Below are 24,097 nucleotides of genomic sequence, written 5' to 3'. Positions count from 1 at the left end.
TCCGAAATGGGGTGAAAGCACCCCTTCGTCCGGTTCGACCGCATCCGTCCCGGGTGGTGGCACCCACGCCGGGGAACGCGCTCACCCGGACGGGTGAGCCCGAGGGCCGGCGCTCAGCCCAGCGGCGCGACCGTGACCCCGCGCGCGGCGAGCTCCGCCGCACCGCCGTCCACGGCGGTCAGCACCCAGATGCCGCCCTCGTGCAGCGCCACCGAGTGCTCCCAGTGCGCCGCCCGCGACCCGTCGACGGTCACGACCGTCCAGTCGTCCTCGAGCACCTCGGTCCCGGCGGACCCGCGCGTGATCATCGGCTCGACGGCCAGGCACATGCCCGGCTTCAGCCGGGACCCGCGGTCCCGGGTGCGGTAGTTCAGCACGTCCGGCGGCTGGTGCATGGCCGAGCCGATCCCGTGGCCCACGTAGTCCTGCACGATGCCGAACGGCACGCCGCCGTTGGGCGCCGGGTCCGCCTCCTCGACCGCCAGCTCGACGGCCTCCCCGACCACGCCCAGGCGGTCCGCCAGGCCGCTGCCCGAGGCCAGCGCGGCGATGCCGTCCCACATGGCCTTCTCGGTGACGGCGGACAGCGCCAGGTCGGCCGGGTCCGCGTCCGGCAGCACGACGGTCAGCGCGGAGTCCCCGTGCCAGCCCTCGACGATCGCCCCGCAGTCGATCGACACCACGTCGCCCGGCTCCAGCACGCGCCCCGAGGGGATGCCGTGCACGACCTCGTCGTTGACCGAGACGCACACGGTCGCCGGGTAGTCCATGTACCCGAGGAACGACGGCTGGGCGCCCGCGTCCGCGATGACCGCGGCCGCCACGGCGTCGATGTCGGCCGTCGTCGCACCCGGCACCGCCGCGGCGCGCGCGGCGGCCAGGGCGTCCGCGACGACCAGCCCGGCCCGCCGCATCAGCAGCACCTGGTCGGGCGTCTTCAGCTCGATCCGCTCACGTCCGAACACGTCGGCTCCCCGTCGCGGTCAGCCGACGCGGGACGCGAGGGCCGCGAGCAGCCGCTCCGTCACCTCGTCGACCTCGCCGATGCCGTCGACCTGCACGAGCAGGCCGCGCTCGGCGTAGACGCCCGAGATGGGCGCCGTCTGCTCGGCGTACACGTCCAGCCGGTGCCGGATGACCGGCTCCGTGTCGTCCGCCCGGCCCTCGATCTCGGCGCGCTTCAGCAGGCGCTCCACGACCACGTCGGCGTCCGCGGTGATCTCGAGCGCGGCGTCGAGCGCGCGGTCCGTCTCGGACAGGATCGCGTCCAGCTCCGCGACCTGCGCCACGTTGCGGGGGTACCCGTCCAGCAGGAACCCGTCGGCGGCGTCCGGCTGCGCGAGCCGGTCGCGGACCATGGCGTTCGTGACCTCGTCCGGGACGAGCGCACCGCGGGCGGTGTACTCCTGCGCCGTGCGGCCGAGCTCCGTGCCGCCCTTGATGTTCGCCCGGAAGATGTCCCCGGTCGAGATCGCCGGGACGCCCAGCTGCTCGGCGAGCCGGGCCGCCTGGGTGCCCTTGCCAGCCCCGGGAGGGCCGAGCAGGACGAGACGGGCGGTGGGGCGGGCGGTCATCGCAGGAACCCTTCGTAGTGCCGCTGCTGGAGCTGCGACTCGATCTGCTTCACCGTCTCCAGGCCGACGCCCACGACGATGAGGATCGAGGAGCCGCCGAACGGGATGTTCGTCCCGACCCCCAGCACGATGAACGCGATGGTCGGGATGAGCGCGACCAGCGCGAGGTAGATCGACCCGGGCGCGGTGATGCGCGTGATCACGTAGTCCAGGTACTCGGCCGTCGGGCGGCCGGCGCGGATGCCGGGGATGAACCCGCCGTACCGCTTCATGTTGTCCGCGACCTCGTCCGGGTTGAACGTGATCGCCGTGTAGAAGTAGCAGAAGAAGATGATCAGCAGCACGTAGAGCGCGATGTGCAGCGGCGCGTCCGTGGCGGCCAGGTTGTTCGCCACCCACTGCCGCCAGCCCGCGGTCGGGTCCCCGAAGCCGGACAGCAGCGCCGGGACCTGCAGCAGGGACGACGCGAAGATGACGGGGATGACGCCGGCCATGTTGATCTTGATCGGGATGTAGGTGGACGAGCCGCCGTACATCCGCCGGCCGACCATCCGCTTCGCGTACTGCACCGGGATCCGGCGCTGCGACTGCTCGACGAAGACGACGAGCGCGATGACCAGCACGATGATCGCCAGGATGACCAGGAAGGCGCCGATGCCGCCCGAGCCGCCGGCGATCGACCACATGGCGCCCGGGAAGGACGCGGCGATCGACGTGAAGATGAGCAGCGACATGCCGTTGCCGACACCGCGCTCGGTGATGAGCTCGCCCAGCCACATGATCAGACCGGTACCGGCCGTCATCGTCACGATCATGATGAGCGTGGTGACGATGCCGCCGTCCGGGATCACGTCCACGGAGCAGCCCGGGAACAGCTGGCCGTTGCGGGCGGTGATGATGACCGTCGTCGACTGCAGGACCGCCAGGCCGATCGTCAGGTACCGCGTGTACTGCGTGAGCTTCGCGGTGCCGGACTGGCCCTCACGGTGCAGGGCCTCGAAGTGGGGGATCACCACGCGCAGCAGCTGGATGATGATGCTCGCCGTGATGTACGGCATGATCCCGAGCGAGAACACCGACAGCTGCAGCAGCGCACCGCCGCTGAACAGGTTCACCAGGCCCAGGAGCGTGTTCGAGCCGCTCACCTGGTCGATGCAGACCTGGACGTTCGGGTAGGACACGCCCGGGGTCGGCAGGAACGAGCCGATCCGGAAGACCACCATGATCCCGATCGTGAACAGCAGCTTGCGCCGCAGGTCGGGTGTCCTGAACGCCCGCACGAATGCGCTGAGCACGTGTCCTCCTGCTCCGCCGAAGCGGGATGTCGTCTACCGGTCGGGCGCCCGGGGCCCGGCCTCGTCCGGCGGGCGGTGCCCGTCCGTCGCCCTGCGGAACCCTAACCGACTTCGCCGATCCTTCGGGCACGGCCCGGGCGCGGCGGCCTCGTGGAACCCGGACGGGCGGTCCCGCCCCGGGTGGAGATGCAGAACGGGGCCGGCAGGGGCGTGGTGCCTCCGCCGACCCCGTTCCGAGGGATCAGTCCTGCGCGACGCTGCCGCCGGCCGCCAGGATCTTCTCCTTGGCGGAGCCGGAGTACGCGTCGACGGCCACGGTCAGCTTGACCGTGAGCTCGCCGGTGCCGAGCACCTTCACCGGGGCGCCCTTGCGGACGGCACCCTTCTCGACCAGGTCGGCCACCGTGACGTCGCCACCCTCGGGGTACAGCGAGGACAGCTTGTCCAGGTTGACCACCTGGTACTCGACCCGGAACGGGTTCTTGAAGCCGCGGAGCTTCGGCAGCCGCATGTGCAGCGGCATCTGCCCGCCCTCGAAGCCGGCCGAGACCTGGTACCGGGCCTTGGTGCCCTTGGTACCGCGACCGGCCGTCTTGCCCTTGGACGCCTCACCACGACCCACGCGGGTCTTGGCGGTCTTGGCGCCCGGCGCGGGACGCAGGTGGTGCACCTTGAGGGTGCCACCGGCGCCGGTCTGCGCAGCCTCGGCCTTGGCCTTCGGCTCGGCCTTCGGAGCAGCCTTCGCCGGGGCCTTCGCCTTGGCAGCGGGCTTCTCCTCCGCCGCCGCAGCCGCCTCGGCCTTGGCCTTGGTGGTGCGGGCGGCGGGCTTCTTGGCGGCCGGCTTCTCGGCGGCGGACTCGGTGGTCGCCGCCTTCTTGGCGCGGGTCGCCTTGGGAGCCGCGGCAGCGGTCTCCTCGACCTTGTCGGTCTCCTTCTCCGCCATCGTCACTCCACCTCCTCGACCGCGACGAGGTGCGTCACCGTGTTGACCATGCCGCGGATCTCAGGGCGGTCCTCCTTGACGACGACGTCGCCGATCCGCTTCAGGCCCAGGGTGCGCAGCGTGTCGCGCTGGTTCTGCTTGCCGCCGATGGCGGACTTGGTCTGGGTCACCTTCAGGCGGGCCATCAGGCACCCACCTTCTCTGCCGACGGGCGGCCCGCCGCCTGCGCCTTGAGCAGCGACGCCGGGGCGACGTGCTCGAGCGGCAGGCCACGGCGCGCGGCCACGGCGGCCGGCTCCTCGAGGCCCTGCAGCGCCGCCACCGTGGCGTGCACGATGTTGATGGCGTTGGAGGAGCCCAGGGACTTCGACAGGATGTCGTGGACGCCGGCGCACTCCAGCACCGCACGCACCGGACCACCGGCGATCACACCGGTACCCGGCGACGCGGGACGCAGGAACACGACGCCGGCAGCGGCCTCACCCTGGATGGGGTGCGGGATGGTGCCCTGGATGCGGGGGACGCGGAAGAAGTTCTTCTTCGCCTCCTCGACACCCTTCGCGATCGCGGCGGGCACCTCCTTGGCCTTGCCGTAGCCGACACCGACCGTGCCGTCGCCGTCACCGACGACGACCAGGGCGGTGAAGCTGAACCGGCGACCGCCCTTGACGACCTTGGCGACGCGGTTGATGGACACGACGCGCTCCAGGAACGCGCTCTTCTCTGCGGCGTCGCCCCGGCGACCGTCGCGGCGACCACCGTCGCGGCGGTCACCGCCGCCCTGGGGAGCGCCCGTGTTGCTGCGCTGAGGAGCAGCCATCAGTGGATCCTCTTCTTCGATGCGGGGATGGTCGACGTCGTCACAGCGCGAGACCGCCTTCGCGGGCCCCGTCTGCGACCGCAGCCACCCGGCCGTGGTACTTGTTGCCGCCGCGGTCGAAGACCACCGCGTCGATGCCGGCCGCCTTGGCACGCTCGGCGATCAGCTCGCCGACGCGACGCGCCTTCGCCGTCTTGTCGCCCTCGCCGCCACGCAGGTCGGCCTCGAGCGTCGAGGCCGACACCAGGGTGCGACCCACGGCGTCGTCGACGACCTGCGCCACGAGGTTCCGGTTCGACCGGGTGACCACCAGGCGCGGACGCGCAGCGGTGCCGGCGACCTTCTTGCGCAGCCGGAGGTGGCGACGCTTGCGGGCCTTGAACTTGCCCTTGCCCATAACCGTGATCGCCATGGCTACTTACCAGCCTTTCCGACCTTGCGGCGGACGTTCTCGCCCGCGTAACGCACACCCTTGCCCTTGTACGGCTCAGGCTTGCGGATCTTGCGGATGTTGGCGGCGACCTCGCCCACCTGCTGCTTGTCGATGCCGGCCACCGAGAACCGCGTGGGGCTCTCGACGGCGAAGCTGATGCCGGAGGGCGGCGTCACGGACACCGGGTGGCTGAAGCCGAGCGCGAACTCGAGCGCGTCACCCTTGGCCGTCACGCGGTAACCGGTGCCGACGATCTCCAGCTTCTTCTCGTAGCCGGCGGTCACGCCGGTCACGAGGTTGGCGAGCAGCGTGCGCGTGAGGCCGTGCAGCGACCGCGAGAGGCGCTCGTCGTTCGGGCGGGTGACCACGAGGTCCTCGCCGTCGCGCGCGACCTCGATGGGCGACGGGACCGTGTGCGTCAGGGTGCCCTTGGGACCCTTGACCGTCACGACGGCACCGTTGATGGACACGTCGACCCCGGCCGGGACCGGGACGGGGATTCTGCCGATACGAGACATGGGCTAGCTCCTTTCCGTCTCGGACTTACCAGACGTAGGCGAGGACTTCCCCACCCACGCCCTTCTTGGCGGCCTGCTTGTCCGTCAGGAGACCCGAGGACGTGGACAGGATCGCCACGCCCAGGCCGCCGAGGACCTTCGGCAGGTTGGTCGACTTCGCGTAGACCCGCAGACCGGGCTTCGACACGCGCTTGATGCCGGCGAGCGCACGCTCGCGGCTGGGGCCGTACTTCAGCTCGACCACGAGGCTCTTGCCCACACGGGCGTCCTCGACGGTCCAGCCGGAGATGTAACCCTCCGCCTGGAGGATCTCGGCGATGTGCGACTTCAGCTTCGAGTACGGGATGGTCACCGAGTCGTGGTGCGCCGAGTTCGCGTTGCGCAGACGCGTCAGGAAGTCTGCGATCGGGTCGGTCATCGTCATGGGGGCTATCGCCCTTCCTCGCCGTGGTTTCCACGCCGCCCGTCCGTCAGGACGGGCGGTCGCGGACCTACGACGTCGTTATTTACCAGCTGCTCTTGGTCACACCGGGGAGCTGGCCCGCGTGGGCCATCTCCCGCACGCAGATCCGGCACAGGCCGAACTTGCGGTACACGGAGTGCGGACGCCCGCACCGCTGGCACCGGGTGTAGGCGCGGACGGCGAACTTCTGCTTGCCGGCGGCCTTGTTGATCAGGGCGGTCTTCGCCATGCTCATGCCTCCTGGAAGGGGAAGCCCAGGTGCTTCAGCAGCGCCCGGCCCTCCGCGTCTGTCGTGGCGGTGGTGACCACCGTGATGTCCATGCCGCGGACCCGGTCGATCTTGTCCTGGTCGATCTCGTGGAACATCGACTGCTCGGTCAGACCGAAGGTGTAGTTGCCGTGGCCGTCGAACTGCTTGGGCGACAGCCCGCGGAAGTCGCGGATGCGCGGCAGCGCGGTCGACAGCAGGCGGTCCAGGAACTCCCACGCACGGTCGCCGCGCAGCGTGACGTGCGCGCCGATCGGCATGCCCTCACGCAGCTTGAACTGCGCGATGGACTTCCGGGCCTTGGTGACCTGCGGCTTCTGACCCGTGATCTGCTGGAGGTCGCGGATGGCGCCCTCGATCAGCTTGGAGTCCTTGGCCGCGTCACCGACACCCATGTTCACGACGACCTTCACGAGGCGCGCGACCTGGTTGACGTTCTCGTGCTGGAACTCCTCGCGGAGCGCCCCACGGATCGCGTCGTTGTACCGCACCTTGAGGCGCGGCATCGGGTAGGACCGGGTGGTCTCGTCGATGGCGGTCATCAGATGTCCTTACCGGAGCGCTTGGCGACGCGGACCCGAACGGTGCGGGTCCGGCCGTCACGCTCGACCTGCTCGGTGCGGTAGCCGACCCGGGTGCCACGCTTGGTCTCCGGGTCCACCAGCATCACGTTGCTGACGTGGATGGGGGCCTCGACGGTCTCGATGCCACCCGTGCGGGAACCGCGCTGGCTCTGGCCGACCTTCGTGTGCTTGGTCACCCGGTGGATGCCCTCGACCAGCACGCGGTCACGGTCGGCGAGCACCTCGAGCACGCGCCCCTGCTTGCCCCGGTCCTTGCGGGAGCCGGAGATGACGACCACGAGGTCGCCCTTCTTGATCTTCGCCATGGTCAGAGCACCTCCGGAGCCAGCGAGATGATCTTCATGAACTTCTTGTCGCGCAGCTCGCGGCCCACGGGACCGAAGATGCGGGTCCCGCGCGGCTCGCCGTCGTTGCGGAGGATCACCGCGGCGTTCTCGTCGAACTTGATGTACGAGCCGTCCACGCGCCGGCGCTCCTTGCGGGTGCGCACGACGACGGCCTTGACGACGTCGCCCTTCTTGACGTTGCCGCCGGGGATGGCGTCCTTGACGGTGGCGACGATGACGTCACCGATACCGGCGTAGCGACGGCCCGAACCACCGAGCACACGGATGCAGAGGATCTCCTTCGCACCCGTGTTGTCGGCGACCCGAAGTCGCGACTCCTGCTGAATCATCTACTTCAACTCCTGTCGTCTGCCGGTTCTCACCGCGAGGGCGAGCCTGGCCGAACGGAATATGGCCGAAGAGGGCGCGGCTTACTTCGCCTTCTCGAGGATCTCCACCACGCGCCACCGCTTGGTCGCGGACAGCGGGCGGGTCTCCATGATGAGGACGAGGTCGCCGACGCCGGCCGTGCTGGCCTCGTCGTGGACCTTGACCTTGCTGGTGCGCCGGATGACCTTGCCGTAGAGCGGGTGCTTGACCCGGTCCTCGACCTCGACCACGACGGTCTTCTGCATCTTGTCGCTGACCACGTAGCCGCGCCGCGTCTTGCGGTACGGACGGCTCGCCGCAACAGCGGTGGTGGCCTCGTTGGTGTTCTCGCTCATCGAGTCCTCACTCGCTCGCACTCGGTGCGGTCCGGATGCCGAGCTCGCGCTCGCGCAGGATCGTGTAGATCCGGGCGATGTCGCGACGCACGGCCTTGAGGCGGCCGTGGCTCTCGAGCTGACCGGTGGCCGACTGGAAGCGCAGGTTGAACAGCTCCTCCTTGGCCTTCTTCAGCTCGGCCACGAGGCGCTCGTCGTCGAAGGCGTCCAGCTCGCTGGGAGCCAGGTCCTTGGTGCCGATAGCCATCAGTTACCACCCTCGCGAACCACGAAACGGGTCTTCATCGGGAGCTTGTGCTGCGCGCGGCGCATGGCCTCGCGAGCCAGCGGCTCCGGGACGCCGGCGAGCTCGAACATCACTCGGCCGGGCTTGACGTTGGCGATCCACCACTCCGGGGAACCCTTACCGGAACCCATGCGGGTCTCGGCGGGCTTCTTGGTGAGCGGACGGTCCGGGTAGATGTTGATCCAGACCTTGCCGCCACGCTTGATGTGGCGGGTCATCGCGATACGAGCAGCCTCGATCTGGCGGTTCGTGACGTAGGCGGGCTCGAGAGCCTGGATGCCGTACTCGCCGAACGAGATCGCGGTGCCACCGGTCGCGGCGCCGGAGCGCCCGGGGTGGTGCTGCTTGCGGTGCTTCAGCCTGCGCGGGATCAGCACGGCTCAGGCCTCCGTTCCGGTCTCAGGAGCGGTCGTCTCGCCGGAGGCCGCAGCCGGAGCAGCGGTCGCCTCGGCCGGGGCCTCGGTCCGCTCGTTCCGACGGCCGCCGCCGCGCGGGCCACGGTCGCCGCCGCGCTCGCCGCCACGGTCCGCACGCGGACCGCGGTTCTGGCGCGGGGCCTGGGTGGCCTGCTCGCGAGCGAACTCGCGCTCGGTCATGTCGCCCTTGTAGACCCAGACCTTCACGCCGATGCGGCCGAAGGTCGTGCGGGCCTCGAAGAAGCCGTAGTCGATGTTCGCGCGGAGCGTGTGCAGGGGCACGCGGCCCTCGCGGTAGAACTCCGTGCGGCTCATCTCCGCGCCACCGAGGCGGCCGGAGACCTGGACGCGGATGCCCTTGGCGCCGGCGCGCTGCGCGGACTGCATGCCCTTGCGCATCGCACGACGGAAGGACACGCGGCTCGCCAGCTGCTCGGCGATGCCCTGGGCGACCAGCTGGGCCTCGATCTCGGCGTTCTTGACCTCGAGGATGTTCAGCTGGACCTGCTTGCCCGTGAGCTTCTCGAGCTCGCCACGGATGCGGTCCGCCTCGGCGCCACGGCGACCGATGACGATGCCCGGGCGCGCCGTGTGGATGTCGACGCGCACGCGGTCACGCGTCCGCTCGATCTCCACCTTGGCGATGCCCGCGCGCTCGAGACCGGTGCTCATGAGCTTGCGGATCTGCACGTCCTCGCGGACGTAGTCGCGGTACCGCTGACCCGGCTTGGTCGAGTCGGCGAACCACCGCGAACGGTGATCGGTCGTGATGCCCAGGCGGTACCCGAGCGGGTTGACCTTCTGTCCCACTGTCAGGCCCTTCCCTTCGTCTCACGCTCGGCGACGACCACGGTGATGTGGCTCGTGCGCTTGAGGATCTGGCTCGCACGACCCTGCGCCCGGGGGCGGAACCGCTTGAGCGTCGGACCCTCGTCCACGTACGCCTCGGCGACGTAGAGGTTGGTCTCGTCGAAGCGCTCACCGGCACGCTTGGCGCCCTCGCGGGCGTTGGCGATCGCGGACTCGACGACCTTGAGGACCGTCTCCCCCGCGGCCTGCGGCGCGAACTTCAGCGTCGACACGGCCTCGCCGGCCTGCTTGCCACGGATGAGGTCCACGACGCGCCGGGCCTTCTGGGGCGTGACGCGGACGAACCGCGCCTTCGCCTTGGCTTCCATTGCTGTCCTGCCTTCTTGTCTCTGCCGTCAGGGCAGTCGCCTGGCTGACCCGGGGGTCAGCGGCGACGGCCCTTACGGTCGTCCTTCTCGTGGCCGCGGAACGTGCGCGTCGGGGCGAACTCGCCGAGCTTGTGCCCGACCATCGACTCCGTCACGAACACCGGCGTGTGCTTGCGGCCGTCGTGCACCGCGAACGTGTGGCCGAGGAAGTCCGGCGTGATCATCGAACGGCGGGACCACGTCTTGATGACGTTCTTGGACCCGCTGGCGTTCTGTGCGTCGACCTTCTTCTGCAGGTGGCCGTCGACGAAGGGCCCCTTCTTCAGGCTGCGAGGCATATCGCTAGGCTCCTATCAGCGCTTCTTGCCGGTGCGGCGGCGACGGACGATGAGCTTGTCGCTCGGCTTGTTCGGACGACGCGTGCGGCCCTCCGGCTGGCCCCAGGGGCTCACCGGGTGACGACCACCGGACGTCTTGCCCTCGCCACCACCGTGCGGGTGGTCGATCGGGTTCATCGCGACACCACGGACGGAGGGGCGCTTGCCCTTCCAGCGCATGCGGCCGGCCTTGCCCCAGTTGATGTTCGACTGCTCGGCGTTGCCGACCTCGCCGATCGTCGCGCGGCAGCGCAGGTCGACGTTCCGGATCTCGCCGGACGGCATGCGCAGCTGCGCGTACGGGCCGTCCTTCGCCACCAGCTGCACCGACGCACCGGCCGAGCGGGCGATCTTCGCGCCGCCACCGGGCTTGAGCTCGATGGCGTGGATGACCGTACCGGTCGGGATGTTGCGGAGCGGCAGGTTGTTGCCGGGCTTGATGTCGGCGCCGGCACCGTTCTCGATGACGTCGCCCTGCTTCAGCTTGTTCGGCGCGATGATGTAGCGCTTCTCGCCGTCGGCGTAGTGCAGGAGCGCGATGCGCGCGGTGCGGTTCGGGTCGTACTCGATGTGCGCGACCTTGGCCGGCACGCCGTCCTTGTCGTGACGACGGAAGTCGATCACGCGGTAGGCGCGCTTGTGCCCGCCGCCCTGGTGCCGCATGGTGACGCGGCCGGTCGAGTTACGACCACCGGTCTTGTGCAGCGGACGGACCAGCGACTTCTCCGGCTCCGAGCGCGTGATCTCGACGAAGTCGGCGACGCTGGCGCCGCGGCGGCCCGGCGTCGTCGGCTTGTACTTACGGATTCCCATGGGGATCTGTCCTCAATCTGCTCTCAGGACCCGGTCAGCCGACCGGTCCGCCGAAGATGTCGATCGTGCCCTCGCGGAGGGTGACGATCGCGCGCTTCGTGTCCTTGCGCTTGCCCATCCCGAACTTCGTCCGCCGCGTCTTTCCCTTGCGGTTGATCGTGTTCACGGACTCGACCTTGACCGCGAAGACCTGCTCCACGGCGATCTTGATCTCGGTCTTGTTCGCACGCGGGTCGACGATGAAGGTGTACTTGCCCTCGTCGAGCAGCCCGTAGCTCTTCTCCGAGACGACCGGTGCGATCAGGATGTCGCGGGGGTCCTTGACGACGGTGGTCACTTGGCGTCCTCCTCGACCTCGGACGACGTCGCGACAGCGGTCGCCGTGCGGCCCTTGGCGGGACCGGCGAGGAACGAGTCGAGCGCGCCCTGGGTGAACACGACGTCGTCGGAGACGAGCACGTCGTAGGTGTTGAGCTGGTCGGCGACGAGCAGGTGGACCCGCTCGACGTTCCGCAGCGACTTCCACGCCAGCTCGTCCGCACGCTCGACGACGACCAGCACGTGCTTGCGGCCGGACAGCTGGTCCAGCACGCTCACGGCGGCCTTGGTCGAGGGCGCCTCGTTGACACCGAAGCCGGTGACGACGTGGACGCGGCCTGCGCGGGCGCGGTCCGAGAGAGCACCGCGGAGCGCCGCGGCCTTCATCTTCTTCGGGGTCCGCTGGGAGTAGTCACGCGGGGTGGGGCCGTGGACGACGCCACCACCGGCGAACTGCGGCGCACGGGTCGAGCCCTGACGGGCGCGGCCGGTGCCCTTCTGCTTGTACGGCTTCTTGCCGCCACCACGGACCTCGCCACGGTTCTTCGTGTCGTGGGTGCCCTGGCGCGCCGCGGCGAGCTGCGCCACGACGACCTGGTGGATCAGCGGGATGTTCGTCTGGGCGTCGAACACCTCACCGGGCAGCTCGGCCGTGCCGGCCTTCTTGCCCGTGGTGTCGACGACGTCGACGGTCAGCGTCTCGGACATGGGGTTCATGCCCCCTTCACGGCGGTACGCACGACGACGACGCCACGCTTCGGGCCGGGAACCGCGCCCTTGAGCAGCAGCAGACCCTTCTCGACGTCGACCGAGTGCACGGTCAGGTTCTGGGTGGTCTGGCGGGCGTGGCCCATGCGACCGGCCATCCGCACGCCCTTGAACACGCGCGACGGCGTCGAGGCGCCACCGATCGAGCCCGGCTTGCGGTGGTTGCGGTGCGCACCGTGCGAGGCGCCGACGCCGGAGAACCCGTGGCGCTTCATGACACCGGCGGTGCCCTTGCCCTTGGTGGTGCCGATCACGTCGACCAGCGCGCCGGCCGCGAAGGCCTCCGCGGTGATCTCCTGGCCGAGGGTGAACTCGGCGGCGTTGGACGTGCGGATCTCGGCCACGTGCCGACGGGGGGTGACCCCCGCCTTCTCGAAGTGGCCCTTCAGCGGCTTGGTCACCTTGCGCGGGTCGATCTGGCCGTAGGCCAGCTGGATCGCGGAGTAACCGTCAGCCTCAGCGGAGCGGACCTGGGTCACGACGTTGGTGCCGACAGCGACCACGGTGACGGGGACGAGACGGCCATCGGCGTCCCAGACCTGCGTCATACCGAGCTTCGTGCCGAGCACCGCCGTGACGGGGCGCGCGTTCTGCTGGGTAACCATGAAGATCAGTTCCTTCCCAGCGTCAGAGCTTGATCTCGATGTTCACGTCCGCGGGCAGGTCGAGACGCATGAGCGAGTCGACGGCCTTCGGCGTGGGATCGATGATGTCGATGAGCCGCTTGTGCGTGCGCATCTCGAAGTGCTCGCGGCTGTCCTTGTACTTGTGGGGCGACCGGATGACGACGAAGACGTTCTTCTCCGTCGGGAGCGGCACCGGGCCAACGACCGTCGCACCAGCGCGGCTCACCGTGTCGACGATCTTGCGCGCCGAGCTGTCGATGACCTCGTGGTCGTAGGACTTGAGCCGGATGCGGATCTTCTGTCCCGCCATGGCGTCGTCTGCTTCTCTCTCTTCGTCCTGCTGCTGTCCGACCCCCGCACTCGGGCGTGTCGCTTTTCGCGACGTACCTTTGCGCCGGTCTCCGTCGTGCGCACGGGGCGCGCTGACGGGGACGAGGTCGTTGATGGATGGAGCCCGTGCACCGGGTGACCCCGGGCTTCCAGCTGGGCTCTCAACGCGTCCCTGCCCTGGGGTTCCGGCCGTCCGAGCGCACGCGCACAGACAGGCCCCTCCCCGGGCAACTTGTCTAGTGTGCCAGGCACGGCGCGATAAAGCCAACCGGACCTGCGTCACACCCGCATGATCACGCGCCAGGCGATGCTACCGGGGCCCCGCGGGCGGCCGCGACCGCCACGGCTGCGGGGCATCCACGCCCGCTGGGGAAGCCGGACCCGCGCCCCGTGAGCGAGCGCGCCCGGCGGCCCGGAGAGAGTGCGCCCCTTGCCCCATCAGAGAGTGCGCCCGCCCCACGGGACTGCGCCCCCAGCAACGGGCGCAGTCCCGTGCGCCAGGCGCACTCTGCGCGAGGCAGTCCGTGCGGGGGGCGCAGTCCGCGCGCGAGGCAGTCCATGCGGGGGACGCAGTCCGCGCAGGAGGCGCAGTCCGTGCGGGAGACTCAGGCCCGCACGGCCGGCTTCAGCGCCGGGCCGGTAGGAGGCCCGCGGCCGACAGGCGACGGAGGAGAGGCGCGCCGTCCAACGCGTCGGCCCAGGTCCAGCGGACGACCGAGAGGCCCAGCGCCCGGAGCCGGTCCTCCCGGAGCTTCTCCGCCCAGACGCGCTCCTCCAGTGCTCGACCGTCCCGGACGCCCGCCACCCGGTACTTCATCCGCCCGTCGAACTCCCCCACCAACCGAAGGTCCGGCCACCAGAAGTCGACGCGGCCTACGGCGCCTAGGGCATCGGCGACCACGTGCTGCAGCACCGGAGCCGGCACACCGTGCTCGACCATGCGTGCGCGGCTCAGGGACTCCCCCGGCGACTCCGAGAGCGGATCGGCAGCGGCCAGCACCCGCCGCGCGCGGCGCACCCCCCAGGCCGTCCCGAGACGGTCCAGCTCTGACTCGAGCACCGCCCGGTCGCGGACCAGCTCCCGCAGCGCATGGTCCACCGCGACCAGACCGGAGGCGAAGCTCTCCGTCCTCGCCAGGTCCACGACCGTCGTCGCCGGCGGCGTCACGCGCAGCCCGTCGCGGACCACGGAGCGCGGCGGCGCGGTGGAGGTCCGGCGGCGGACCCCGTTCCGTGACCGACCGCCTGCAGCGGGGCCGACCGCGACCTCCACCCTGTCCGACCACCCGCCCAGCACCGGGATGCCCCACGCGGCGGCAGCCGACCGGTGCGAGAACACGGGGTCGCCCAGGGCCCGGGCCGCCGCCCGCACGCGGAGGAGGTGCCGCTGCACGTCTGCACTGTCCCGCCACCCCGTGCCGTCCGCGTACATCCCGCGCCGCACCCGGACGAGCGCTCCCGAGCGGACGGCGGCCGCGAGGACGTCGGGCCCCGCACCCCGGGCGCCGGCCTCGGCGGCGGACAGCACCGCGCCGGGCGCCAGAGGAAGGACGGGAGACTCCATGCCGGCCACGCTCGCACGGCCCCCGGCCCGGCAGCCCGTCGTCCCCAACCCACATCCGTAGCAGGTCGATGCGCCTCCTGCGCCGGCCGCCGAGACTGCGCCCGGCGCACGCGCCTGCGCCCTCTGCACCGGGCGCGAACCCGAGCATCGGGCGCGAACCCGCGGACCGGGCGCGAACCCGAGCACCGGGCCGGGAGGTTCCGGCTCCGGCCCGGCCGCGCCTCGCGGGAGGCGGCGGGGGCGGCGCTACCGTGCCGGACATGACGACACCTTCCCAGCGAGACCGCCGGTGGCTCACCGGCGCCGCTGCCTGCGCCGCCCTCGCGCTCGCCCTGGCCGGCTGCACCGGTCAGCCCGACGCCGGCACGACCTCCGACCCCGTCCCGGCCGCGGAGTGGGCCGGCTCGCCCACCCCGGCGCCGGCCGCCACCGACGACACCCCCGCCTCCGGGGCCACGCCCACCCCCGGCGACCCGTGCGACCCGGCCGCCGGCGACCCGGACTGCACGGACGCGACGGTGGACGAGACGTTCCGGCACATCGCGGGGTACGCCGACTGCGTCGCCGAGTGGGCGTCGGCCGGCCGCGACGAGGCGCACGGGCTGTGCACCGACCTCGACGGCGACGGGTCCGCGGGCTACGCCGACAGCCACTGACCGAGCGGGGACGCAGGAGGGCCCGGGTGCCGAAGCACCCGGGCCCTCCCGGTGTGGTCTAGCTCCCCGAAGGGGTCAGATCACTTGACGATCTTGGTGACGCGGCCCGAGCCGACGGTGCGGCCGCCCTCGCGGATGGCGAAGCCGAGGCCCTCCTCCATCGCGATGGGCTGGATCAGCGTCACGGAGATCTCCGTGTTGTCGCCCGGCATGACCATCTCGGTGCCCTCGGGCAGCGTGATGACGCCGGTGACGTCGGTCGTCCGGAAGTAGAACTGCGGACGGTAGTTCGAGTAGAACGGGTTGTGACGCCCGCCCTCGTCCTTGGCCAGGATGTAGACCTGACCCTCGAACTCGGTGTGCGGCGTGATCGAGCCCGGCTTCACGACGACCTGGCCGCGCTCGACGTCCTCACGCTTGGTGCCACGGAGCAGGAGGCCGCAGTTCTCGCCGGCCCACGCCTCGTCCATCTGCTTGTGGAACATCTCGATACCGGTGACCGTGGTCTTCTGCGCCGGGCGGATGCCGACGATCTCGACCTCGGAGTTGATCTGCAGCTTGCCGCGGTCGACCTTGCCGGTGACGACGGTGCCACGACCGGTGATCGTGAAGACGTCCTCGATCGGCATGAGGAACGGCTTGTCCATGTCACGCACCGGCTCCGGCACGGACTCGTCCACGGCGTCCAGCAGGTCCTCGACGGACTTGACCCACTCCGGGTCGCCCTCGAGGGCCTTCAGGCCGGAGACGCGGATGACCGGCGCCTCGTCACCGTCGAAGCCCTGCGACGACAGCAGCTCGCGGACCTCCATCTCGACGAGCTCGAGGATCTCCTCGTCGTCGACCATGTCGGACTTGTTGAGCGCCACGAGCAGGTACGGCACGCCGACCTGACGGGCGAGCAGGACGTGCTCACGCGTCTGGGCCATCGGGCCGTCGGTGGCGGCGACCACGAGGATGGCGCCGTCCATCTGCGCCGCACCCGTGATCATGTTCTTGATGTAGTCGGCGTGACCCGGCGCGTCGACGTGAGCGTAGTGACGCTTCTCCGTCTGGTACTCGACGTGCGCGATGTTGATCGTGATGCCGCGCTGCTTCTCCTCGGGCGCCTTGTCGATCTCGTCGAAAGGCGTGAAGGGGTTCAGGTCGGGGTACTTGTCGTGCAGCACCTTCGAGATCGCAGCAGTCAGCGTCGTCTTGCCGTGGTCGACGTGACCGATGGTCCCGATGTTGACGTGCGGCTTGGTCCGCTCGAACTTCGCCTTGCCCACTGGGTCCTCCTCAGGACTCTGGTGTAGAGATTGCCGAACGATGCAGGGGCTCAGTGCCCCTGCGGACGTGCGGTCCTACGGGTCGGGTTGATTGGTCGTACTCGGTTCGACCTGTGGGACTACTCGCCCCGGGTCTTCTTGATGATCTCGTCGGCAACATTCCGAGGCACCTCGGCGTAGCTGTCGAACTGCATCGAGTACACCGCGCGACCCTGGGTCTTCGACCGCAGGTCACCGACGTACCCGAACATCTCGGAGAGGGGGACCTGGGCGCGGATCACCTTCACGCCCGTCGCGTCCTCCATGGACTGGATCATGCCGCGCCGCGAGTTGATGTCGCCGATCACGTCGCCCATGTAGTCCTCGGGCGTCCGGACCTCGACCGCCATGATCGGCTCGAGGAGGACCGGGTCCGCCTTGCGGACTGCCTCCTTGAGGATCATGGAGCCGGCGATCTTGAACGCCATCTCGGACGAGTCGACGTCGTGCGCGGCACCGTCGAGCAGCGTGGCCTTGATGCCGACCAGCGGGAAGCCGGCCAGCACACCGAGCTGCATCGCGCTCTGGATGCCCTGGTCGACCGACGGGATGTACTCGCGCGGCACGCGGCCACCGGTGACCGCGTTCTCGAACGCGTACAGCGCGCCGTCCTCGGACTCCAGCGGCTCGAAGGTCATCTGCACCTTCGCGAACTGGCCCGACCCACCGGTCTGCTTCTTGTGGGTGTAGTCGATCTTCTCCACCTTGCGGCGGATCGTCTCGCGGTACGCCACCTGCGGCTTGCCGACGTTCGCCTCGACCTTGAACTCGCGACGCATGCGGTCGACGAGGATGTCGAGGTGGAGCTCGCCCATGCCGCCGATGACGGTCTGGCCGGTCTCCTCGTCCAGGCGGACGCGGAAGGTCGGGTCCTCCTCGGCGAGCTTCTGGATGGCCGTGGAGAGCTTCTCCTGGTCACCCTTGGTCTTCGGCTCGATCGCCACGTCGATGACGGGCTCCGGGAAGGTCATGGACTCGAGGACCACCGGCGCGTCGAGGGCGCAGAGGGTGTCACCGGTGGTGACGTCCTTCAGGCCGATGAACGCGTAGATGTGGCCCGCCGTGGCCTCGTCGACCGGGTTCTCCTTGTTGGCGTGCATCTGGAAGATCTTCCCGATGCGCTCCTTCTTGCCCTTGGTCGCGTTGAGCACCTGGGCGCCCTGGACGACCTTCCCCGAGTACACGCGGATGAAGGTGAGCTTGCCGAAGAACGGGTGCGCGGCGATCTTGAACGCCAGGGCCGAGAACGGCTCGGAGGCGTCCGGGTGGCGCTCGATGACGACCTCCTCGTCCTTGACGTCGTGGCCCTGGATGGCCGGGACGTCGAGGGGCGACGGGAGGAAGTCGACGACGGCGTCGAGCATGGGCTGGACGCCCTTGTTCTTGAACGCCGAGCCGCACAGGACCGGGAACGCCTCGCCGGAGATGGTGAGCTTGCGGATGCCGGACTTGATCTCGGCGACCGTGAGCTCCTCACCGCCCAGGAACTTCTCGAGCAGGTCGTCGTCCGTCTCGGCGACGGCCTCGAGCAGCTCGCTGCGGAACTGCTCGGCCCGCTCCAGGAGGTCGGCCGGGATCTCCTCGACCTCGTACTTCGCGCCCATCTCGGTCTCGCCACGCCACACGAGCGCGCGCATCTCGACCAGGTCGACGACGCCGATGAAGTCGTTCTCGGAGCCGATCGGCAGCTGGATGACCAGCGGCTTGGCCTTGAGGCGGTTCACGATGGTGTCGACCGTGAAGTAGAAGTCCGCACCCAGCTTGTCCATCTTGTTGACGAAGCAGATGCGGGGGACCTCGTACTTGTCGGCCTGGCGCCAGACGGTCTCCGACTGGGGCTCCACGCCCTCCTTGCCGTCGAACACCGCGACCGCGCCGTCGAGCACGCGCAGCGAACGCTCCACCTCGACGGTGAAGTCGACGTGACCGGGCGTGTCGATGACGTTGATCTGCGTCTCGTTCGACTTGCCCTTGTTCCAGAAGGCGGTCACAGCAGCGGACGTGATCGTGATGCCACGCTCCTGCTCCTGCTCCATCCAGTCCGTGGTCGACGCACCGTCGTGGGTCTCGCCGATCTTGTAGTTGACGCCCGTGTAGTACAGGATCCGCTCGGTCGTCGTGGTCTTGCCGGCATCGATGTGCGCCATGATGCCGATGTTGCGGACCTTGTTGAGGTCCGTCAGCACGTCCAGTGCCACAGGTTCAGCCCTTCAGTTGGCTCGGGTCCGCCGGTCCCGCTGGGATCACCAGCGGTAGTGGGCGAACGCCTTGTTGGACTCGGCCATCTTGTGCATGTCCTCGCGGCGCTTGACCGCGGCGCCCAGGCCGTTGCTGGCGTCGAGGATCTCGTTCATGAGGCGCTCGGTCATGGTCTTCTCGCGACGGGCGCGGGAGTAGTCCGTGAGCCAGCGCAGCGCGAGGGTGGTCTGGCGGACGGGGCGGACCTCGACCGGGACCTGGTAGGTCGCGCCACCGACACGGCGGGAGCGCACCTCGAGCGACGGGCGGACGTTGTCCAGCGCGCGCTTGAGGACGACGACCGGGTCGCCCTGGGTCTTCTCACGGACGCCCTCGAGCGCGCCGTAGACGATGGCCTCCGCGACGGACTTCTTGCCGTCGAGCAGGACCTTGTTGATCAGCTGGGTGACGACCGGGGATCCGTAGACCGGGTCGACGATGAGCGGCCGCCGAGGGGCCGGACCCTTGCGAGGCATCGGTTCAGCCCTTCTTCGCGCCGTAGCGGCTACGCGCCTGCTTACGGTTCTTCACGCCCTGGGTGTCCAGAGCGCCTCGGATGATCTTGTAGCGGACACCGGGCAGGTCCTTCACGCGACCGCCGCGGACGAGCACGATGGAGTGCTCCTGCAGGTTGTGGCCCTCACCGGGGATGTAGGCCGTGACCTCGATGCCCGAGGAGAGCTTGACGCGGGCGACCTTGCGGAGAGCCGAGTTCGGCTTCTTCGGGGTGGTCGTGTACACGCGGGTGCAGACGCCGCGGCGCTGCGGGCTGCCCTGCAGTGCGGGCGTCTTCGACTTGTTGGTCTTCGGCGTCCGGCCCTTGCGGACCAGCTGCTGGATCGTAGGCACTACGTCTCCGTCATGTTGAGGAAGTCTGGTCTGACCGGCACCCGTCACCCTGGACGGCCGGCTTGGTCCGGATCGTCGCCCGTCGCGCGACTACCCCGGTGGGTCTTTCCTCCCGCACCGACCCCCGCACCCGGGCGTGTCGTCCCGGTCCCGTCCCGCACACCATCCCCCGGGAGACCGGGGTCGAGGTGCGGTGCGGTGGGGGTGACCACCCTGCGCTCGTGAGTCGAGCGCGCGTGAGGGCCCGACGGCGCGGGCACGGTGTCCAACGTTACTCGGCGGTCCGCGCACCCGTCAAAGCCTGAGGGTGCCGGCCTGCCACGTCGGTCAGGAAGCACAACGTCGCTCCCCCGCCGTGTGTTCCCGGCCGCCCCGGCGGGAGGACCCGGGCGGCCGGAGCACGGCCGAGGGGGCCCGCCGTGACGAGCACGGCGGACCCCCTCGGACCGGTGAGGCGTGACGTCAGCGGTAGTCGCCGAAGTCGATGTCCTCGAGCGGGATCGCCTCGCCCGAGCCGAGGCCCAGGGCGGGGAAGTCGATCTCGTCGTAGCCGAAGGACGGGTACAGCTCGGCCTTCGCCTCCTCGGTGGGCTCGACCGCCACCTCGTGGTACCGGGGAAGACCGGTGCCGGCGGGGATCAGCTTGCCGAGGATCACGTTCTCCTTCAGGCCCAGCAGCGGGTCGGACCGGCCCGACATCGCGGCCTCGGTGAGGACGCGCGTCGTCTCCTGGAAGGACGCCGCCGACAGCCACGAGTCCGTCGCGAGCGACGCCTTCGTGATGCCCATCAGCTCCGGACGGCCCGAGGCCGGCTGGCCACCCTCGGCGACCGCACGGCGGTTGAAGTCCTCGAACCGGCCGCGCTCGGCGAGCTCGCCCGGCAGGAGGCCCGTGTCCCCGGAGTCCAGCACGGTCACGCGACGCAGCATCTGCCGCACGATGACCTCGATGTGCTTGTCGTGGATGTCCACGCCCTGGGAGTTGTAGACCTCCTGGACCTCGTCCACCAGGTGCTTCTGGGTGGCGCGGGGGCCGAGGATGCGCAGGACCTTCTTCGGGTCCACCGCACCCTGCACGAGCTGCGTGCCGACCTCGACGTGGTCGCCGTCGCTGACCAGCAGGCGCGAGCGCTTGGTGATCGGGTAGGCGATCTCCTCGGAGCCGTCGTCCGGGGTGAGGACGATGCGGCGCGTGCGGTCCGCCTCGTCGATCGTGATCCGGCCGGAGAACTCCGCGATGGGGCTCTCACCCTTGGGGGTGCGGGCCTCGAAGAGCTCCTGGACACGCGGCAGACCCTGCGTGATGTCCTCCGCCGACGCGACACCACCGGTGTGGAAGGTACGCATCGTCAGCTGGGTGCCGGGCTCACCGATCGACTGGGCCGCGATGATGCCGACGGCCTCGCCGATGTCGACGAGCTTGCCGGTGGCCAGCGAACGGCCGTAGCACTTCGCGCAGGTGCCGACGCGCGACTCGCAGGTCAGGACGGACCGGACCTTCAGCGACTCGACACCGGCCGCCAGCAGGCGGTCCAGCAGCACGTCGCCGATGTCCTCACCCGCGTGCCCGATGACCTCGCCGTCGATCTCGGCGTCGGTCGCCAGCGTGCGGGAGAAGACCGAGGTCTCGACCTTGTCGTGCCGGCGCAGCGTGCCGTCGGCACCCTTGACGCCGATCGGCATGGTGAGGCCGCGCTCGGTGCCGCAGTCCTCCTCGCGGACGATGACGTCCTGCGAGACGTCCACCAGACGACGGGTCAGGTAGCCCGAGTCGGCGGTCCGCAGAGCGGTGTCCGCCAGACCCTTGCGGGCACCGTGCGTCGCGATGAAGTACTCGAGGACGGAGAGGCCCTCGCGGTAGTTCGCCTTGATCGGGCGCGGGATGATCTCGCCCTTCGGGTTCGCCACCAGGCCGCGCATACCGGCGATCTGCCGGACCTGCATCCAGTTGCCTCGCGCACCGGAGCCGACCATGCGGAACACGGTGTTGCGGGCCGAGAAGTTCTCCTGCATCGCCTTGGCGACCTTGTCGGTGGCCTGCGTCCAGATCTCGATGAGCTCCTGGCGACGCTCGTCGTCGGTGATGAGGCCCTTGTCGTACTGGCCCTGCACCTTCGTCGCGCGCGCCTCGTGCTCGGTCAGGATCTCCGCCTTGGCCGTCGGCGCAGCGACGTCCGAGATGGAGATCGTGACGCCCGAGCGGGTGGCCCAGCGGAAGCCGGCCTCCTTCAGGGCGTCCAGCGACGCGGCGACCTCGACCTTCGGGTACCGCTCGGCCAGGTCGTTGACGATGACCGACAGGCGCTTCTTGTCGACGACCCCGTTCTCGTACGGGTAGTCGACCGGCAGCAGCTCGTTGAACAGCGCGCGGCCCAGCGTGGTCTCGAACAGGAACGGCTCGTCGGCGACGAAGCCCTCCGGCTCGGTGCCCGGCGCGAACACCAGGCCGTCCATGCGGATCCGCACGACCGCGTTGAGGTCCAGGCTGCCCTGGTCGAACGCCATGATCGCCTCGGCGACCGAGCTGAACGCGCGGCCGGCACCCACCGGCTCCTCCTTGTCGGAGGTCAGGTGGAACAGGCCGATGATCATGTCCTGCGAGGGCATGGTCACCGGACGGCCGTCCGACGGCTTCAGGATGTTGTTGCTCGAGAGCATGAGGATGCGGGCCTCGGCCTGCGCCTCCGCGCTCAGGGGCAGGTGGACAGCCATCTGGTCACCGTCGAAGTCGGCGTTGAACGCGCCGCAGACGAGCGGGTGCAGGTGGATCGCCTTGCCCTCGACGAGCTGCGGCTCGAACGCCTGGATGCCCAGACGGTGCAGCGTGGGTGCACGGTTGAGCAGCACGGGGTGCTCGGTGATGACCTCCTCGAGCACGTCCCACACGACCGGGCGCGCGCGCTCGACCATGCGCTTGGCCGACTTGATGTTCTGCGCGTGGTTCAGGTCGACCAGGCGCTTCATCACGAACGGCTTGAACAGCTCGAGCGCCATCTGCTTGGGCAGACCGCACTGGTGCAGCTTGAGCTGCGGGCCGACGACGATGACCGAACGGCCCGAGTAGTCGACGCGCTTGCCGAGCAGGTTCTGGCGGAACCGTCCCTGCTTGCCCTTGAGCATGTCGGAGATCGACTTCAGCGGGCGGTTGCCGGGGCCCGTGACCGGGCGGCCGCGGCGGCCGTTGTCGAACAGCGAGTCCACGGCCTCCTGGAGCATCCGCTTCTCGTTGTTGACGATGATCTCCGGCGCGCCCAGGTCCAGGAGCCGCTTGAGGCGGTTGTTCCGGTTGATGACGCGGCGGTACAGGTCGTTCAGGTCGGACGTGGCGAACCGGCCGCCGTCGAGCTGCACCATGGGGCGCAGGTCCGGCGGGATGACCGGGACGGCGTCCAGCACCATGCCGGTCGGCGAGTTCGTCGTGGTGAGGAACGCGTTGACGACCTTGAGGCGCTTGAGCGCACGGGTCTTGCGCTGGCCCTTGCCCGACCGGATGATCTCGCGCAGGTTCTCGCTCTCGGCCTCCAGGTCGAAGGCCTCCAGGCGCTTCTGGATCGCCTGCGCGCCCATCGAGCCCTCGAAGTAGTTGCCGTAGCGGTCCTGCAGCTGGCGGTAGAGCAGCTCGTCGCCCTCGAGGTCCGCGACCTTGAGGTTCTTGAACTTGTCCCAGATGGTGTCGAGACGCTCGATCTCCGCGTCCGCACGCTTGCGGATCTGGGCCATCTCGCGCTCGGCCGAGTCGCGCACCTTGCGGCGGGCGTCGGCCTTCGCACCCTCGGCCTCGAGCTCGGCCAGGTCGGCCTCGAGCTTCTGCGCGCGGGTGTTGATGTCGTTGTCGCGGCGGTCCGCGATCTCCTTGCGCTCCAGGTCGATCTCGTTCTGGAGGTTCGGGAGGTCCTCCTGACGACCCTCGGTGTCGACCCACGTGATCATGTAGGCCGCGAAGTAGATGACCTTCTCCAGGTCCTTCGGGGCGAGGTCGAGCAGGTAGCCGAGGCGCGACGGCACACCCTTGAAGAACCAGATGTGCGTGACGGGCGCGGCGAGCTCGATGTGGCCCATGCGCTCACGACGGACCTTCGAGCGGGTCACCTCGACGCCGCAGCGCTCGCAGATGATGCCCTTGAAGCGCACGCGCTTGTATTTGCCGCAGTAGCACTCCCAGTCCCGGGTGGGACCGAAGATCTTCTCGCAGAACAGACCGTCCTTCTCAGGCTTGAGAGTCCGGTAGTTGATGGTCTCGGGCTTCTTCACCTCACCGTGCGACCAGGCACGGATGTCGTCGGCCGAGGCCAGGCCGATACGCAGCTCGTCGAAGACGTTGACGTCGAGCAAGGGGTCCTACTTCCTTCGCTTGCCGGTTCTCGCGGTACGCGGTCCGGCGGAACGGAATGGTGCAAGGGGTGCGGGCGGCCCGCCGGC

General features: G+C 69.6%; 31 protein-coding genes. 1 reads left to right on the top strand and 30 read right to left on the bottom strand.

Annotated elements, in window-relative coordinates; all coding sequences use genetic code 11:
* Positions 1-113 precede the first annotated feature (113 nt).
* The 25 genes from map to KJP73_RS03505 all read right to left on the bottom strand — a co-directional run bounded on the left by map (position 114) and on the right by KJP73_RS03505 (position 14,625).
* Entirely contained in the window at positions 114-965 is an 852-nt protein-coding gene (gene map / locus KJP73_RS03625; RefSeq protein ID WP_213281391.1) for a type I methionyl aminopeptidase, read from the bottom strand.
* Between the two features lie 18 nt (positions 966-983).
* Complete coding sequence (locus KJP73_RS03620; protein WP_213281390.1) at positions 984-1,574, bottom strand: adenylate kinase; 591 nt, start codon at positions 1,572-1,574, stop codon at positions 984-986.
* On the bottom strand, positions 1,571-2,869 hold the full coding sequence (secY, locus tag KJP73_RS03615) for a preprotein translocase subunit SecY (RefSeq protein ID WP_213281389.1): 1,299 nt from the start codon (positions 2,867-2,869) through the stop codon (positions 1,571-1,573). The genes KJP73_RS03620 and secY overlap by 4 nt, the downstream gene beginning before the upstream one ends.
* 241 nt (positions 2,870-3,110) lie before the next feature.
* Positions 3,111-3,812 (bottom strand): 50S ribosomal protein L15, encoded by a 702-nt coding sequence (gene rplO, locus KJP73_RS03610; protein WP_213281388.1) that lies wholly within the window; start codon positions 3,810-3,812, stop codon positions 3,111-3,113.
* Between the two features lie 2 nt (positions 3,813-3,814).
* Positions 3,815-3,997, bottom strand: a complete 183-nt coding sequence (gene rpmD, locus KJP73_RS03605; protein WP_168630730.1) for a 50S ribosomal protein L30 — start codon at positions 3,995-3,997, stop codon at positions 3,815-3,817.
* On the bottom strand, positions 3,997-4,632 hold the full coding sequence (rpsE, locus tag KJP73_RS03600; RefSeq protein ID WP_213281387.1) for a 30S ribosomal protein S5: 636 nt from the start codon (positions 4,630-4,632) through the stop codon (positions 3,997-3,999). Before rpsE ends, rpmD begins: the two co-directional genes overlap by 1 nt.
* A 40-nt stretch (positions 4,633-4,672) precedes the next feature.
* Positions 4,673-5,044, bottom strand: coding sequence for a 50S ribosomal protein L18 (gene rplR / locus KJP73_RS03595; RefSeq protein WP_213281386.1), 372 nt, complete (start codon positions 5,042-5,044; stop codon positions 4,673-4,675).
* 2 nt (positions 5,045-5,046) lie between these two features.
* A complete protein-coding gene (gene rplF, locus KJP73_RS03590) occupies positions 5,047-5,583 on the bottom strand; it encodes a 50S ribosomal protein L6 (RefSeq protein ID WP_213281385.1) in 537 nt (178 codons plus the stop codon).
* 25 nt (positions 5,584-5,608) lie between these two features.
* Positions 5,609-6,007 carry a 30S ribosomal protein S8 gene (gene rpsH, locus KJP73_RS03585; protein ID WP_213281384.1) on the bottom strand — a complete coding sequence of 133 codons (399 nt, stop codon included), beginning with the start codon at positions 6,005-6,007 and terminating at the stop codon, positions 5,609-5,611.
* Between the two features lie 82 nt (positions 6,008-6,089).
* Positions 6,090-6,275: a type Z 30S ribosomal protein S14 gene (locus KJP73_RS03580; RefSeq protein ID WP_122147680.1), complete on the bottom strand. Its 186-nt coding sequence runs from the start codon at positions 6,273-6,275 to the stop codon at positions 6,090-6,092.
* Positions 6,276-6,277: 2 nt separating this feature from the next.
* Positions 6,278-6,856, bottom strand: a complete 579-nt coding sequence (gene rplE, locus KJP73_RS03575) for a 50S ribosomal protein L5 (RefSeq protein ID WP_282948214.1) — start codon at positions 6,854-6,856, stop codon at positions 6,278-6,280.
* Positions 6,856-7,203: a 50S ribosomal protein L24 gene (rplX, locus tag KJP73_RS03570; RefSeq protein WP_213281383.1), complete on the bottom strand. Its 348-nt coding sequence runs from the start codon at positions 7,201-7,203 to the stop codon at positions 6,856-6,858. Before rplX ends, rplE begins: the two co-directional genes overlap by 1 nt.
* Before the next feature lie 2 nt (positions 7,204-7,205).
* Complete coding sequence (rplN, locus tag KJP73_RS03565) at positions 7,206-7,574, bottom strand: 50S ribosomal protein L14 (protein ID WP_213281382.1); 369 nt, start codon at positions 7,572-7,574, stop codon at positions 7,206-7,208.
* Positions 7,575-7,655: 81 nt separating this feature from the next.
* Positions 7,656-7,949, bottom strand: a complete 294-nt coding sequence (gene rpsQ / locus KJP73_RS03560) for a 30S ribosomal protein S17 (protein ID WP_213281381.1) — start codon at positions 7,947-7,949, stop codon at positions 7,656-7,658.
* Between the two features lie 7 nt (positions 7,950-7,956).
* Positions 7,957-8,196 carry a 50S ribosomal protein L29 gene (rpmC, locus tag KJP73_RS03555; RefSeq protein WP_034625876.1) on the bottom strand — a complete coding sequence of 80 codons (240 nt, stop codon included), beginning with the start codon at positions 8,194-8,196 and terminating at the stop codon, positions 7,957-7,959.
* Complete coding sequence (rplP, locus tag KJP73_RS03550) at positions 8,196-8,612, bottom strand: 50S ribosomal protein L16 (protein ID WP_013882863.1); 417 nt, start codon at positions 8,610-8,612, stop codon at positions 8,196-8,198. Before rplP ends, rpmC begins: the two co-directional genes overlap by 1 nt.
* A 3-nt stretch (positions 8,613-8,615) precedes the next feature.
* Positions 8,616-9,461, bottom strand: a complete 846-nt coding sequence (rpsC, locus tag KJP73_RS03545) for a 30S ribosomal protein S3 (protein WP_213281380.1) — start codon at positions 9,459-9,461, stop codon at positions 8,616-8,618.
* Positions 9,462-9,463: 2 nt separating this feature from the next.
* Entirely contained in the window at positions 9,464-9,829 is a 366-nt protein-coding gene (rplV, locus tag KJP73_RS03540; protein ID WP_146838613.1) for a 50S ribosomal protein L22, read from the bottom strand.
* A gap of 56 nt (positions 9,830-9,885) precedes the next feature.
* Positions 9,886-10,167, bottom strand: a complete 282-nt coding sequence (gene rpsS, locus KJP73_RS03535) for a 30S ribosomal protein S19 (protein WP_213281379.1) — start codon at positions 10,165-10,167, stop codon at positions 9,886-9,888.
* A 15-nt stretch (positions 10,168-10,182) separates the two neighbouring features.
* On the bottom strand, positions 10,183-11,019 hold the full coding sequence (gene rplB, locus KJP73_RS03530) for a 50S ribosomal protein L2 (RefSeq protein WP_213281378.1): 837 nt from the start codon (positions 11,017-11,019) through the stop codon (positions 10,183-10,185).
* Positions 11,020-11,053: 34 nt separating this feature from the next.
* Positions 11,054-11,356 carry a 50S ribosomal protein L23 gene (rplW, locus tag KJP73_RS03525; RefSeq protein ID WP_213281377.1) on the bottom strand — a complete coding sequence of 101 codons (303 nt, stop codon included), beginning with the start codon at positions 11,354-11,356 and terminating at the stop codon, positions 11,054-11,056.
* Complete coding sequence (rplD, locus tag KJP73_RS03520) at positions 11,353-12,045, bottom strand: 50S ribosomal protein L4 (RefSeq protein ID WP_213281410.1); 693 nt, start codon at positions 12,043-12,045, stop codon at positions 11,353-11,355. Before rplD ends, rplW begins: the two co-directional genes overlap by 4 nt.
* Before the next feature lie 5 nt (positions 12,046-12,050).
* Positions 12,051-12,710, bottom strand: coding sequence for a 50S ribosomal protein L3 (gene rplC, locus KJP73_RS03515; protein WP_213281376.1), 660 nt, complete (start codon positions 12,708-12,710; stop codon positions 12,051-12,053).
* A gap of 22 nt (positions 12,711-12,732) precedes the next feature.
* Positions 12,733-13,041 (bottom strand): 30S ribosomal protein S10, encoded by a 309-nt coding sequence (gene rpsJ, locus KJP73_RS03510; RefSeq protein WP_122147693.1) that lies wholly within the window; start codon positions 13,039-13,041, stop codon positions 12,733-12,735.
* Between the two features lie 645 nt (positions 13,042-13,686).
* Positions 13,687-14,625, bottom strand: coding sequence for a type IV toxin-antitoxin system AbiEi family antitoxin (locus KJP73_RS03505; protein WP_213281375.1), 939 nt, complete (start codon positions 14,623-14,625; stop codon positions 13,687-13,689).
* Between the two features lie 260 nt (positions 14,626-14,885).
* On the opposite strand from KJP73_RS03505, the gene KJP73_RS03500 reads away from it, so the two are divergent.
* The gene (locus KJP73_RS03500; RefSeq protein WP_213281374.1) at positions 14,886-15,281 is read left to right on the top strand and encodes a hypothetical protein; all 396 of its coding nucleotides are present in this window, start codon (positions 14,886-14,888) and stop codon (positions 15,279-15,281) included.
* Between the two features lie 80 nt (positions 15,282-15,361).
* On the opposite strand, the gene tuf is transcribed toward KJP73_RS03500, so the two are convergent.
* The 5 genes from tuf to KJP73_RS03475 form a co-directional block, all read right to left on the bottom strand.
* Entirely contained in the window at positions 15,362-16,552 is a 1,191-nt protein-coding gene (gene tuf, locus KJP73_RS03495) for an elongation factor Tu (protein WP_213281373.1), read from the bottom strand.
* A 119-nt stretch (positions 16,553-16,671) separates the two neighbouring features.
* On the bottom strand, positions 16,672-18,789 hold the full coding sequence (gene fusA, locus KJP73_RS03490; protein ID WP_282948201.1) for an elongation factor G: 2,118 nt from the start codon (positions 18,787-18,789) through the stop codon (positions 16,672-16,674).
* A 45-nt stretch (positions 18,790-18,834) separates the two neighbouring features.
* Complete coding sequence (gene rpsG, locus KJP73_RS03485; RefSeq protein ID WP_122147699.1) at positions 18,835-19,305, bottom strand: 30S ribosomal protein S7; 471 nt, start codon at positions 19,303-19,305, stop codon at positions 18,835-18,837.
* A 4-nt stretch (positions 19,306-19,309) separates the two neighbouring features.
* Positions 19,310-19,678 carry a 30S ribosomal protein S12 gene (gene rpsL, locus KJP73_RS03480; protein ID WP_122147700.1) on the bottom strand — a complete coding sequence of 123 codons (369 nt, stop codon included), beginning with the start codon at positions 19,676-19,678 and terminating at the stop codon, positions 19,310-19,312.
* Positions 19,679-20,140: 462 nt separating this feature from the next.
* On the bottom strand, positions 20,141-24,010 hold the full coding sequence (locus KJP73_RS03475; RefSeq protein WP_213281372.1) for a DNA-directed RNA polymerase subunit beta': 3,870 nt from the start codon (positions 24,008-24,010) through the stop codon (positions 20,141-20,143).
* Positions 24,011-24,097 lie beyond the last annotated feature (87 nt).

Origin of the sequence: Cellulomonas hominis, from assembly GCF_901521055.1 — a bacterium.
Classification (GTDB): domain Bacteria; phylum Actinomycetota; class Actinomycetes; order Actinomycetales; family Cellulomonadaceae; genus Cellulomonas; species Cellulomonas endometrii.
Note: the sequence above shows the minus strand (reverse complement) of the source record. Positions and strands in the feature narration are given on the sequence as shown.